The sequence below is a fragment of the Halocynthiibacter styelae genome, from assembly GCF_016123485.1.
GTDB classification, from domain to species: domain Bacteria; phylum Pseudomonadota; class Alphaproteobacteria; order Rhodobacterales; family Rhodobacteraceae; genus Halocynthiibacter; species Halocynthiibacter styelae.
In genome coordinates, this window is record NZ_JADCKQ010000005.1 from 127,629 (window position 1) to 140,156 (window position 12,528).

The 12,528-nt window shown below is 57.9% G+C and carries 15 protein-coding genes; 6 read left to right on the forward strand and 9 right to left on the reverse strand.

The annotated features are described in order from the left end of the window. Nucleotides 1-108 precede the first annotated feature (108 nt). Both greA and H1D41_RS08505 read left to right on the forward strand, forming a co-directional pair. On the forward strand, nt 109-579 hold the full coding sequence (greA, locus tag H1D41_RS08500; RefSeq protein WP_228848497.1) for a transcription elongation factor GreA: 471 nt from the start codon (nt 109-111) through the stop codon (nt 577-579). Nucleotides 580-606: 27 nt separating this feature from the next. Next, entirely contained in the window at nt 607-1,776 is a 1,170-nt protein-coding gene (locus H1D41_RS08505) for a hypothetical protein (protein ID WP_228848498.1), read from the forward strand. Between the two features lie 86 nt (nt 1,777-1,862). Here H1D41_RS08505 and H1D41_RS08510 read toward each other — a convergent pair whose 3' ends face one another. The 3 genes from H1D41_RS08510 to H1D41_RS08520 are packed head-to-tail and all read right to left on the reverse strand — an operon-like array spanning nt 1,863 to nt 5,158. After that, the gene (locus H1D41_RS08510) at nt 1,863-3,632 is read right to left on the reverse strand and encodes a bifunctional molybdopterin-guanine dinucleotide biosynthesis adaptor protein MobB/molybdopterin molybdotransferase MoeA (RefSeq protein ID WP_228848499.1); all 1,770 of its coding nucleotides are present in this window, start codon (nt 3,630-3,632) and stop codon (nt 1,863-1,865) included. A 6-nt stretch (nt 3,633-3,638) separates the two neighbouring features. Further along, on the reverse strand, nt 3,639-4,271 hold the full coding sequence (gene mobA / locus H1D41_RS08515; RefSeq protein ID WP_228848500.1) for a molybdenum cofactor guanylyltransferase MobA: 633 nt from the start codon (nt 4,269-4,271) through the stop codon (nt 3,639-3,641). Next, nucleotides 4,268-5,158: a formate dehydrogenase accessory sulfurtransferase FdhD gene (locus tag H1D41_RS08520; RefSeq protein ID WP_394355401.1), complete on the reverse strand. Its 891-nt coding sequence runs from the start codon at nt 5,156-5,158 to the stop codon at nt 4,268-4,270. The genes mobA and H1D41_RS08520 overlap by 4 nt, the downstream gene beginning before the upstream one ends. Before the next feature lie 49 nt (nt 5,159-5,207). On the opposite strand from H1D41_RS08520, the gene H1D41_RS08525 reads away from it, so the two are divergent. Genes H1D41_RS08525 through H1D41_RS08535 form a run of 3 tightly spaced genes read left to right on the forward strand, consistent with a single transcriptional unit; the run spans nt 5,208 to nt 6,612 of the window. Further along, nucleotides 5,208-5,924: an AzlC family ABC transporter permease gene (locus H1D41_RS08525; RefSeq protein ID WP_228848502.1), complete on the forward strand. Its 717-nt coding sequence runs from the start codon at nt 5,208-5,210 to the stop codon at nt 5,922-5,924. Nucleotides 5,925-5,928: 4 nt separating this feature from the next. Further along, nucleotides 5,929-6,258: an AzlD domain-containing protein gene (locus H1D41_RS08530; protein WP_107496746.1), complete on the forward strand. Its 330-nt coding sequence runs from the start codon at nt 5,929-5,931 to the stop codon at nt 6,256-6,258. A 9-nt stretch (nt 6,259-6,267) separates the two neighbouring features. Continuing rightward, entirely contained in the window at nt 6,268-6,612 is a 345-nt protein-coding gene (locus H1D41_RS08535) for a hypothetical protein (RefSeq protein ID WP_228848503.1), read from the forward strand. Nucleotides 6,613-6,616: 4 nt separating this feature from the next. Here H1D41_RS08535 and H1D41_RS08540 read toward each other — a convergent pair whose 3' ends face one another. The 6 genes from H1D41_RS08540 to H1D41_RS08565 all read right to left on the reverse strand — a co-directional run bounded on the left by H1D41_RS08540 (nt 6,617) and on the right by H1D41_RS08565 (nt 11,390). Next, the gene (locus H1D41_RS08540) at nt 6,617-7,216 is read right to left on the reverse strand and encodes a hypothetical protein (protein ID WP_228848504.1); all 600 of its coding nucleotides are present in this window, start codon (nt 7,214-7,216) and stop codon (nt 6,617-6,619) included. Between the two features lie 67 nt (nt 7,217-7,283). Further along, entirely contained in the window at nt 7,284-7,418 is a 135-nt protein-coding gene (locus H1D41_RS08545; protein WP_107496743.1) for an aa3-type cytochrome c oxidase subunit IV, read from the reverse strand. Nucleotides 7,419-7,581: 163 nt separating this feature from the next. Then, on the reverse strand, nt 7,582-7,989 hold the full coding sequence (locus tag H1D41_RS08550; RefSeq protein WP_228848505.1) for a hypothetical protein: 408 nt from the start codon (nt 7,987-7,989) through the stop codon (nt 7,582-7,584). 147 nt (nt 7,990-8,136) lie between these two features. After that, the gene (locus H1D41_RS08555; protein ID WP_228848506.1) at nt 8,137-8,628 is read right to left on the reverse strand and encodes a DUF6173 family protein; all 492 of its coding nucleotides are present in this window, start codon (nt 8,626-8,628) and stop codon (nt 8,137-8,139) included. A gap of 15 nt (nt 8,629-8,643) precedes the next feature. Beyond that, nucleotides 8,644-9,675: an MBL fold metallo-hydrolase gene (locus tag H1D41_RS08560; RefSeq protein ID WP_228848507.1), complete on the reverse strand. Its 1,032-nt coding sequence runs from the start codon at nt 9,673-9,675 to the stop codon at nt 8,644-8,646. Then, nucleotides 9,672-11,390, reverse strand: a complete 1,719-nt coding sequence (locus H1D41_RS08565) for an acyl-CoA dehydrogenase (RefSeq protein WP_228848508.1) — start codon at nt 11,388-11,390, stop codon at nt 9,672-9,674. The genes H1D41_RS08560 and H1D41_RS08565 overlap by 4 nt, the downstream gene beginning before the upstream one ends. 155 nt (nt 11,391-11,545) lie before the next feature. Between H1D41_RS08565 and H1D41_RS08570 the strand changes: the two genes are divergently transcribed. Next, complete coding sequence (locus H1D41_RS08570) at nt 11,546-12,523, forward strand: L-threonylcarbamoyladenylate synthase (protein WP_228848509.1); 978 nt, start codon at nt 11,546-11,548, stop codon at nt 12,521-12,523. Nucleotides 12,524-12,528 lie beyond the last annotated feature (5 nt).

Consider the following 12,528-nt stretch of genomic DNA (forward strand, 5'->3'; position numbering starts at 1 on the left):
CCGCCCCCTCTTGACTTTACTTACCGCCCTCAGGTTAAACAGTTCAGTTGCTTTTTTCCTTTGGAAAAGCCGATAATCTACCCAAACCAGAAAAATAACAGGTCGATCATGGAAAAAATACCAATGACCCGCGGCGGTTTCACCGCCCTTGAGCAAGAACTGAAAAACCTGAAAACAGTGGAACGTCCCTCTGTGATCAAGGCCATTGCTGAAGCCCGTGAACATGGGGACCTGTCTGAAAACGCAGAATATCATTCTGCGCGCGAAAAGCAGAGTTTCATTGAAGGCCGGATCAAAGAGATCGAAGCCATCATTTCCCTTGCAGAGGTCATTGATCCGACCACTCTGTCCGGTGCGATCAAATTTGGCGCGACCATCAAGATTGTTGACGAAGATACGGATGAAGAAAAAACCTATCAGATCGTCGGCGAGCCCGAAGCGGATATTGAAAGCGGCATGCTGAACATCAAATCCCCGCTGGCGCGTGGCCTGATTGGCAAAGAAGAAGGCGACAGCGTTGAGGTTCGCACACCCGGCGGCCTGCGCAGCTATGAAGTTCTGGAAATTCATTACAAGTAACGTCTTTCATTTTACGAAAGCACATTGATGCCTGAAGACAACAAACCTTCTGCCCCTTCTGATCTTTCTGCACCGCAAGCAAAGCCGCCTGTGCAGAAAGACCCGGGGGAACCTGTAAACAACGTCACAAAACCCGTTAAAAAACCTGTTCTGCCCGGATCGCGCAGAGGGAAGCAGAAGAAAGCAACCGCCGGCGCGGGCCTGGGTGTGTACAGTGCCCCGGGTCAGGGCGGGTTTTCTGCAACGGAACTGGTTGCTGTGGCACTGACGGCGCTTTGGCTTGGGCTGGTGGTGATTTTCTATGTCTTCACCGATTCTGAAACGGCGGAAGAGGGCACCAGAGGCCTTGATCTGGTCGTAAAGCTTCTGGCGATTTTCCTGCCGGTGGCGGTGATCTGGATTGGCGCGGTTGCGGCCAGATCGGCGCGGGTTATGCGCGCTGAAGCGACCCGGCTTCAGGCTGCGATTGATGGTATGCGCCAGACCTATGTGGCGCAGATGCAATCCGGTGGGACCGGCGCTGCGCCATCCGTGGAACAGAAGCTGGATCAGATCGCAGCGGCGCAAAGAGAAACCGAAGCGGTTCTGGCACAGTTCACGGCCTCGCACGGGCTTCAAAGCGGGTCTCTTCCCGCTGTCGCCCTGGCCCCCGCACCACAACCGCCAACCAACAGTCAGGGACAAAGCGCCCTGGAACTGGGCACCCCGGCAGAGGCCCTGGATGATCCGATTTCAATCCGGGATTTCATTCGCGCCCTGAATTTTCCGGAAAATGTCGACGACCACGAAGGTTTTGCCGCCCTGCGCTATGCCCTGCGGGACCGGCGCAGCGCGAAACTTGTGCAGGCCAGCCAGGATATTCTCACTCTGCTCAGCCAGGATGGGATTTATATGGATGACCTGCGCCAGGAAAAGGTGCCGGCCGTGATCTGGCGTCGTTTTGCCGAGGGCATTCGCGGCGAGAGCATTGGCCGCCTTGCCGGTGTGCGCGACCGGTCGTCCCTGTCGCTGAGCGCCGGGCGCATGCGGCAGGACCCGGTGTTTCGCGATGCGGTTCACCATTTCATCCGGCAGTTTGATGAAAGCTTTATCGAGTTTGCAAATAACGCCAGCGACGATGATATTATGGCGTTTTCCGACACACGGACCGCACGGGCCTTTATGCTGCTGGGCAAGGTTGCCGGGACATTTGATTAAATCATGTGGGGGATCTGCCCCCACACACGGCCTTCCGGTGGGGGCCAGCCCTCCCCCCCGGGATATTTGCCGAACAAAAATGGGGCCTACAGCCCGAAGCTGCCCCAGGGGATGAATTTTACAGGCGCGCCGGGGGTGATCTCTGTGGTGTCTTCCGCAATATCCACGATCCCATCGGCCCAGGTCAGGCCGGAAATACGGCCGGAACCTTCATTGGCGAAAAGTTCGACGCGTCCGTCTGGTGTGATTTTACCGCGCTGAAATTCACGACGGCCCGGTTTCTTTTTCTTGCTGAATGCGGCGGGCAGTGAGAAGCTTTGCGGTTCCTGCCATTGACCGCCGGCCAATTGCAGGCAGGCGGGGCGCGCGAACATCAGGGCGGTGACAAAGGCCGCAACCGGATTGCCGGGCAGACCGAAAACCGGCGTGTTGTTCCACAGGCCAAGCGCCAGCGGGCGGCCCGGTTTCATGGCGATCCGCCAGAGCTGCATCGCGCCGCTTTCCGTCAGCAGTGCGGACATATGGTCTTCATCCCCTTGCGATGCGCCACCAGACGTCAGGATCACATCGGCCTGTGCGGCAGCGGCATCCAGAGTGGCACGCAGGGTGTCCCGATTGTCCGGCGCATGGCCCAGATCAACAGGCAGATGCCCCCAGGCGCGGATCATTTCCAGCAACATCGGACGGTTGGCGTCATAGGTGCGGGCGGGGTCGATGGTTTCGCCGGGTTTTGCCAGCTCATCCCCTGTGGACAGCACACCCACCCGCAGAGGTTTACGCACTGTCACCTCGGCAATGCCAAGCGAGGTCAACAGACCAAGCGCGGCGGCATCAAGGCGGGTGCCTTTGGCCAGGGCCAGGGCACCGGCGGCAATGTCTTCGCCCATCTTGCGCACATTGGCCCCGGGTTTGATGCGGCCCTGAAAACGGACCTGACCATCGGTGAGGTCTACGTCTTCTTCCATGATCACCGTATCAATGCCGGGTGGGGTCAAAGCACCGGTGAGGATGCGGATCGCCTGGCCATGCGGGACGGGATCGGTATGGGGATCCCCCGCCGCAGCGCGACCGTCAGAGAGCGATAAGGCCGTCACCGGATCACCCAGCGCAGAAGCCGCGAACCCATAGCCGTCGACGGCGGAATTGTCGGCAGGGGGACTGGCACGCAGAGCGGTAACATCCTGGGCAAGATAGCGCCCGGCGGCGTCCCAAAGCGGTAGGGTTTCGGTGGCGCAGGTCACGGTGAGGTTGTCTCGCAAATGCGCCAGCGCCGTATCAACCGGCGTCCAGGTGACACCAGGTGGCAGGGCGAAACAATCGTTTTTCAGGGGCGCGGGCGCATCAGCGGGGGCCGGTGTTGTGGTGAAGCCAAGCGCGAGCGCAATGAAGTCCGCAATCGCCGCCGTGTCATCCAGGTCAATCACCGGGCAAGGCGCATCCGGCAGATCGGCATCACTGGCGATTACTTTCACGGTGCCATCTTCCGCTGCGATCATCGGGTGGTCATTCACCGCGCGGATACATTCGACCTTACTGTGGGGTTCGCGTTTGAACCCTTCGACCAGCACCAGATCACAGGGCGCGAGACGGGCGAGAAGTTCCGGCAGGGAAGGTTCGTCCGCCCCGCGCAATTCGCCCATCAGGGCCCAGCGATGCTTTGAGGACAGAAAGACCTCACCCGCGCCAGCTTCGCGGTGGCGATAACTGTCACGCCCGGGCTGATCGACATCCGTGGTGTGATGGGCGTGTTTGATGGATGAAACCTTCAGCCCCCGCGCGGTGAATTCCGCAATCAGCCGCTCCATCAGCCCGGTTTTGCCCGCGTTTTTCCAACCGGTGACACCAAAGATTTTCATCGCTGCTTACCCTTTCAGAATTTCATGCGCCTGGGCCAGGTCTTCAGGGGTATTCACATTGAAGAACGGGTTAACATCGCCTGTCAGCGCAAATTCTGCATAGGCGTTTCCACGGGGCTGCGTAAAGGCGACGATTTTGCGCAGGCCGTCAGAAAGGGCGGCACGCAGATCATCACGCAGGTCAACGGACCAGAGACCAAAGGTTGGCTGGCGTTGTTGTTTTCGGGTCGGGCAAGGCGTGGCGGACAGCACCACAGGCGCGCCGGTGATTTCGGCCTGCAACTGCAATTGCGGCACAAGGTCGGGCGGCAGGAAAGGCGTGTCGGCGGCAGCGGTGACGATATGGTCAAAGCCGTGAACCGCTGCGTAATCCAACCCCGCCAGAATACCCGCCAATGGCCCGGCCAGATCGCCCGGCGCATCTGCAATCACGGGCAGGTTGAAGGCCTTAAAGCGGGAAGCATCACCATTCGCATTCAGCACGAGTTGCGCGACCTGGGGTTCAAAACGGGCAAGCACATGATCAAGGATCACACGCCCACCAAGCTGCATCAGCCCCTTATCAACCAGATTCGCATCACTCCCGCCCAGCCGGGTCGCCTGACCACCGGCGAGGATCACACCTAAGGGGGATTTCATTGCTCTGCCCCTTTTCTGCGGTTCTTTTTGTCTTCTTCCGGGACACGCGCGGGATCTACATCGCGCACAAGCCGGTCTTCACCCGACAAACACGTAAAGCGACGACCGCGCATCCGGCCAATGATGGTCAGACCAAGGTCACGGGCGATGGCAACACCGGAGGCGGTGAAACCGGAACGGGACACAAGCACAGGAATGCCCATAGAGGCGCATTTGATCACCATTTCAGACGTCAGCCGCCCGGTGGTATACATGATCTTATCGCCGCCATCCGTGCCGGTTGCGCGCATCCAGCCCGCGATTTTATCGACGGCGTTGTGGCGGCCCACGTCTTCCATATAGACCAGTGGGCGGTCTTGCTTGCACAGCACCGTGCCATGGATTGCACCGGCGGACAGGTACAGCGAAGGCGTTGTGTTGATCTGATGCGCAAGGGCGTAAAGCCAGCTGGAACGGACCTGTGTTTGTGGCAGTTCCAGCCCCTCAAGCCCTTCCATCATATCACCAAAGACCGTGCCTACGGCGCATCCGGATGTGCGGGTTTTCTTGGCGAGCTTTTCCTCGTAGTTCGTCACGCGATCTGTGCGGATGACGATGGTTTCAAGCTCTTCATCAAAATCCGTGGCGGTCACAACCTCATCCGCCGCCAGCATGCCCTGATTGGCCAGAAAACCAATCGCAAGGTAATCAGGATAATCACCGATGGTCATGGCCGTGACAATTTCCTGGCCGTTCAGAAATATCGTCAGCGGGCGCTCTTCGACCACGTCAATTTCAACGGTATTGCCGAACTGATCCTGCCCGGTGACCGCCGTGGTCAGGCCGCTTGCAGAAGGATCGGGGGCGATCAGATATTTATGGGCGCTATCACCGTTTGTCATTTGCATCCCTTTGCGAATTCAGGCAACGATTTCCCGCACAGATTAGGAGCAGCGCGTGACCACCACCAGTTCAAAATCACAATTCCTGCACGGATTGCGCACCGGCCTGCCGTTTATTCTGGTCGCCGGGCCGTTTTCGCTGCTTTTTGGCGTGGTCGCGACAGAAGCCGGGCTGAACTTGCTGGAAGTCATGGGCTTTACCTCCATCGTGATTGCAGGCGCGGCCCAATTTGCAGCCCTTCAGCAGATGTCCGACAATGCGCCGGTGATTGTGATCCTGGCAACGGCGCTTGCCGTAAACCTGCGCATGGCGATGTATTCCGCCGCCCTTGCGCCGCACATTGGCAAAGCGCCTTTGTGGCAGCGGGCATTGGCGAGCTTCTTTCTCTTTGATCAGAACTATGCGGTGGGGGTGCTGGAGTTCGAAAAACGCCCGGACATGACCCCGCAGGAAAAGATTTCGTTCTACTTTGGCATCACCTGCGCGATTGTACCGGCCTGGATCACGGGCACCTATATTGGCGCGGTGGTGGGCACGGCGATCCCGCCGGAATATGCGCTGGACTTCGCCCTGCCGATTACATTTCTGTCAATGATCGGCCCGGCCCTGCGCACCCCGGCCCATATTGCGGCGGCGTTTGTATCGGTGCTTGCTGCCCTGATCTTTGCCTTCCTGCCCTACAACATGGGCCTGATGGTCGCGGCAATCCTGGCAATGATGACAGGCGCACAGGTCGAAACCTGGCTGATCGCCCGCGGAAAATGGAGCTAAGACCATGGATATGACATCTGGCGAAATCTGGCTGACCATCGCGCTTGTTGGCATTGGCACCTATCTTGTGCGCTTTTCGTTTATCGGGATTATTGGCGATCGTGAAATGCCCGAATGGGTGCTGCGCCATCTGCGCTATACGCCGGTTGCGGTTTTGCCCGGTCTCGTCGCGCCGCTGGTCCTGTGGCCCGCCGCCACGCAAGGTCAGCCTGATCCGGCCCGTCTCGCGGCGGCCTGCGCAGCCTTTGTGGTGGGATACTTCAGCAAAAACTTCATCTGGTCCGCAGCCGCAGGGATTGGCACGCTGTTTCTGATGTTGTGGGTGTTGGGATAACTGAACGTTATGAATGCGGCACCTGAACGCATCGCTGAAATCAAGCACAATGCGCTAAGCCGCGAGCGCTATACGATGACCATCTCAACCGATGAACTAGAGGCATGCAACCTCGCCTTCTTCAAAGAAGACATAGTCATTTCCTCTACAGAGGCTTTTGAATACATTGACCAGGAAAAACAGCCGCTCAGACTGGACCTGTCGGCTATAGGCCTCAGCGATGAATATAACTGGTTTAAGCATCATGACGTTCAAAGGCAGTTTAATCTGATCTCAGACATCATTTCTGATTGCAAAAAAGAACCTTGCCCAATCAACCACATCATCTGGATCGATTGCAACGAAGACTCCTAATCGGTTACTGGGTCTGCCCCGCCAGAAGGGACGAATTGTCGTCATCATCGTCGTCGTAAAGCTCCCGCGTCGTCACGCCGGGCAATTTGGCGAAGGAGCGCATGGTGGCGTTGGGGAACCAGGAGGTGCGCATCGACTCGAACCCCGGCAGGCGGGAGAGAATCGTTGAAACGGAATTGGAGCACATCGCCTTGGGCACAGCGCCATAAGCCTGAACTTCGCGCAGGGCCATTTCGGCGACTTCCGGGCTGACCTCGATTGTCTGCACCACGGTGTAGTAGGTTTTGCGCGTGTGGTAATCTTCATAGTAATCCACGGCGGCCGGGGACATGCCGAAATGCACGTCATTGCGTTCCGGAATACGCGGGTTCCACCAGGTGCCCGCCGGGTCAAACATCACGCGTTGTGACCCGTTCACAAGCAGGCCGGAATGCGCGCCGGAGCCGGACACAAGATTGATAACTGTATAGAGGGAAAGGTATTTCGGGCCTTCATGCACGTAGGTTGCCCTGGAAACTTCTTCATCCGGCGCCCATTTCGGTTCCGCTGTAAAACCACACCCCATGAGAAATGCAGGCAGAAGAAGCCAGATAAATTTACGCATGAAATACCCTTTTAAGATGCACCGGGGCCGGACGTGAAAATCGTCATCGGCCCCGGCAAAATTCAGATCAGCTGTTGTAAACAGTCAGAAGGACCAGAATAACAATGGATGCAATCGCAACGCGGGTGCTGGCTTTGAGGAAGCCATCATAAGCTTTTTCCTGCGCGGAAATATCCATGGAACCGTGTTCGTGTTTCGCCATTTTACTCATCCTGTAGATATGCGTTTGCGGTGGTTTAGCGGATTTTATCCGGGCTGTCACCATCCGGAAACATCGGATATCGTCGAGAGCAACAACAAATTGCGGGACACATCCAAACCCTTCCCCCTGGCCTCATTTTCCGGGATATCAGACTAAATGGAATCTATTCCTCAGTTACCCCCAACGCAGCGCATAAACCCGCATTGTCAGTTTCCAGTTCAATAAACTCAGCGACATGTCTTTTCGCCTGTTCATCCCCAAGAAAGGCAGCTGCTGTCATCAGTTGCAGAAATTTCCCGCTGTCACGTTCAACATCATCGCCATACCGATAAGCCCATGCCAGATCCAGCAACGATGGACGGTGCCACTTCAGGGCCAGCATCTTGAGTTCTGTAATTTTCCTGCTGTCCAGGTCGTCACCGCTTTCGTCCGGGTCGATCGAGAACAAGCAGTTCAGATAACGGGCATCCAGATCCCCTTCTGCCAGAAAAGGTTTCAATTCTTCCGCGAGAACATGCAGCTCGCCTTTGTTCATCAGGTTCTGAAGTCTGGCGGCATCTTTCTCTTCCATATCAGTTCAATCGCTTTTCCTGCAAATATGGCAGATCTTTTTAGAATATATATCTGAATGAAGTCTTTCCGCGCCGGCAACGCAGAAAGACACTGTGTAATTTCGCCAGCACCTATACCTCAAATACAAAGCCGGGGCACAGGATCATCATTCTTTTTTGGCGTCTTCTTCCAGCTCTGCTGCCAGACGGAAACCGATGCGGTTGGGTTCTTTGTGGCTGACTTCTTTGGGCAGGGCGCGCAGCATGACGTTCAGCTGGCTGACGTGCTGGACAAGCTGGGTTTTTGCGCCGGATTGATCCGTGCCGTGATAGGTGATGATGTCCGGGTCGAAATACCCAAGGCCTTCGATACGCATCACACCGGCATCACCACCCGCAAAGCCCATGGCGGCTTCGTGTTCGTTATCCAGCTGCTTTTCAAAGTTCTGGATATAGAGAATGACACGCTCATACGCCCATTGCGCCGGGCTTTTCTGGGCGACGGGGGCTTTGGCGACTTTTTCAGGCAAGGCTTCTTCGCCAGAAGAAATGGAGCCATCCGGATTGCAGCGCGCGTTATACAGACGCGGCAGCACTTCGTTTTCAGATGCCTCAGCAGAGGTCACAATCGGTTCGGCGTTTTCGGTTTTCTCAGACATCGCGTTTCCACCCTGTTAACTGGTCTGAAACACATAGGCCCCATCTGAACGGGTTTCGCAAGTGGCCTCGCCCAGATGCCAGAGATGTGATGTATGGGCCATAGCCTCGACCAGGGCCAGACCATATTCTGCCGCACCTATCGTGCGTTTGAACAGCGGTGGGAAACATTCATGCGCCGTGCGCGGGGTTTTCAGGTGTTCGCGCAGACGATCCAGGCCGCCGTGATGGTTGTCAATCAGCTGTCGCATACGGGTGGGCAGGCCGGTGAAGGGCAGCTTGTGCCCCGCCAGAACAAAGTGATCTTCGCGCGCCAGTTTGCGCAGGCGTTCACAGCTTTCCAGCCATTCGCCCAGCGGATCCGCCAGGGGTTCGGTTGCATACAATCCGACATTCGGGGAGATCGACGCAATGATCTGATCGCCGGCAATCACCAGATTATCGTCACGGGACCAGAAGGTGGCATGGCTGGGCGCATGGCCGTTGCCAATATGCACATCCCAGTCGCGGCCCCCGATGCGGATGACATCGCCCGCGCGAATACGGCGGTAGCCCAGCGGCAAGGGGGAGCAGACATCGGCAAAATTGAAGGGGCGCTCATCCAGGCGCTGTTCCAGCGTGCCGGCATCCATGCCGCAGCTTTTCCAGAAACTCACGGTTTCTGCCGTCGGCCGATCCTGGGCATCCAGCGTCAGCATCCGCGCGGTCAGCCAGGCGGTGCGGGTCATCCAGAGTTCCGCCCCGAAGCGTTCCATCAGCCAGCCCGCGCATCCCACGTGATCCGGGTGATGGTGGGTGACGATGATGCGGCCAATGGGTTTGCCCTTCAACGGACCTTCCAGCAGCATATCCCATTCGCGCCGCGCCTTGCCTGTGTCAAATCCCGTATCAATCACTGTCCAGCTGTCGCCTTCATCCAGCGCGTAGATATTGACATGATCCAGCTTCATCGGCAGCGGCAGGCGCATCCAGAGAACGCCTGGCGCAACTTCAATCGCCTCGCCAGCCGCGGGTGGGGTTTCATGCGGATAGCGAAGCGGGTTTGTCATGCAGTCAGGTCTTCCACGGTCAGAGCATAAAGATCAGCAGCGCCTGCACGGGCCTCGGCAAGCGCAGCTTCATATTCAGGCAACATACGCGTGATGTAGAAACGTGCAAGGCGGGTACGGGCGTGATCGGGACCACAAACCATCGCTGCACGCAGATGGGCGCATGCCCCAAGTACGCGGGCGAAGGCGAACAGGAATGGCACGGCACCAGCAAAGCGGTCGTTCATATCCTTCTGCGCAACCAGCCATTCGGTGGCTTCACGCAGGTTTTCCGCCGCAGACCAGACAGCCCCCGCCATCTTAGGGAAATTCGCGCGGGCCTCTTCTGCGCATTGTTCGGTTTCTTCCAGAATGCGGAAGGCCATCTCGCCGCCGTCCATCATTTTACGGGCCACAAAATCCATCGCTTGAATGCCGTTGGTGCCCTCATAGATCTGGGTCACGCGCACATCACGCACGAATTGTGCTGCGCCGGTTTCCTCAATGAACCCCATGCCGCCATGCACCTGCACGCCAAGGTTCGCAACAGTGCTGCCGATGTCAGTGCCAAAAGCTTTGGTGATGGGGGTGAGGAATGCGGCACGGCTGGCCTGGCCATCATCCCCGGTGGCTTTCGCCAGATCCAGCGCCACGGCGTTCATCATCTCAATGGACCGGGCGGCAAAGATTTCGGCTTTCATCCGGGTCAGCATCCGGCGCACATCGGCGTGATCGGCAATGGTGCCTGTGCCACCTTCGACAGGGCTGCGGCCCTGCTTGCGGTCCAGCGCATATTCAAGCGCCTTCTGATAAGCCGCCTCAGCCGTGCCGATGCCCTGTGTCCCCACGCCCAGACGTGCATTGTTCATCATGGTGAACATGGCCTTCATGCCGCCGTGTTTTTCACCGACAATCCAGCCCTTCGCGCCTTCAAAAGACATCACCGCTGTGGGGGAGCCATGCAGGCCAAGTTTATGTTCAAGGGACACCACGCGCAGGCTGTTTTTCTCACCCGGGTTGCCATCTGCATCGGGGATGTGACGCGGTACAAGGAACAGGCTGATGCCTTTGGTGCCCGGCGCGCCATCGGGCAGACGGGCCAGAACCAGGTGACAAACGTTTTCAGAAAAATCATTGTCGGCCCAGGAGATAAAGATCTTTTGCCCGGTCACCGCATAGGTGCCATCGCCATTGTCCGTCGCTTTTGAGGACAGCGCGCCAACGTCGGACCCGGCGTGCGCTTCGGTCAGGTTCATAGTGCCGCACCATTCGCCAGAAGCAAGCTTCGGCAGGTACAGCGCCTTCATTTCATCAGACGCATGATGTTCCAGAGCTTCGATCTGACCCTGGCTCATCAATGGGTTCAGTTGCAGCGCAAGACAAGCACCTGACATCATATCGTTCACCGCGGTCGACAAAGTCACAGGCAGCCCCATGCCGCCGTATTCCTCAGACCCGGACATTGACACCCAGCCGCCTTCCGCCAGTGCTTTGAACCCATCGGCAAAGCCCGGGCTTGTGCGCACCACGCCGTTTTCCAGAACCGCCGGGGTCAAATCACCATTGCGCTGCAGGGGCGCGAGGACTTCGTCACAGACTTTCGCGGCCTCTGTCAGGATCGCATCGCTGACGTCTTCATCCGCATGGGCGAACATATCGGTCGCGGCCACATCGCCGTAGGGCACGATGTGTTTACAGATGAAACGGAATTCGTCAGCGGGGGCGCGGAAAGGCATGGCGGGCTCCTTATACGGTTGGCGCGAACTGTCTGGCCGGGTACATAAGCTGTGAACCACAGACAAGCGCGGATGTTGTGCCATGGTCTGCCCTCTGCTATGGGCCTGCAACTGAAACGCAACGTCACCGATGCAGTAACCCTACGGTAAGTCTGATGACCCAAGCCCGCACAGATCTGACGACAGAACGCCTGCAACCTGATGATACCGGGATTGCACGCGGGGCTGAAATCCTGCGCGCAGGCGGGCTTGTGTCTTTCCCGACAGAGACTGTTTATGGTCTGGGTGGTGATGCCTGTTCTGATGCTGCCGTGGCCGGGATATTTGCAGCGAAAGACCGGCCTTCGTTTAACCCGCTGATCGCCCATGTGGCCGATCTGCAAATGGCGCGCGCCTATGCAGATTTCCCGGAAGAAGCCCTGCGCCTTGCCACCGCCTTCTGGCCAGGACCGCTGACAATTGTTGTGCCCTTGCGCCAAGACAGCGCCCTGGCCGGTTTGACAACATCCGGATTGCCGACCGTTGGTATGCGCATGCCGGACCACACCACCGCGCGGCGTCTGATTGCGGCTTTTGGCGGGCCGGTTGCTGCGCCCTCTGCAAACCCTTCGGGACGGATCAGCCCGACCAGTGCCGATCACGTTATTGACGGACTGTCTGGGCGAATTGATGCGGTGATTGATGACGGGGCCTGCCCTGTGGGTGTGGAAAGCACGATTGTTGGCTTTGACGGCGACGATGTGGTTTTGTTGCGCCCGGGCGGGTTGCCTGCGGAGAATATTGAACGCTGCCTCGCGCGCAAACTGAAACGCCCGGATTTCTCCATGGGGGAAGGTGATCAACCGATTGCGCCGGGACAACTGACATCCCATTACGCACCCCAGGCGATGGTGCGACTGAACGCAGACCACGCCCTGCCCCATGAGGTACTGCTGGGCTTTGGCCGGGTGGAAGGCGCAACAGAAAACCTCTCGGACAGCGGTGATCTGCAGGAAGCGGCGGCAAACCTGTTTGCCATGCTGCGGAAACTGGATGCCACACGCCGGGCGATTGCGGTGTCACCTGTGCCCGATCACGGGCTGGGACGTGCGATTAATGATCGTCTGCGTCGGGCGGCAGCGCCCAGAGACTAAACCCG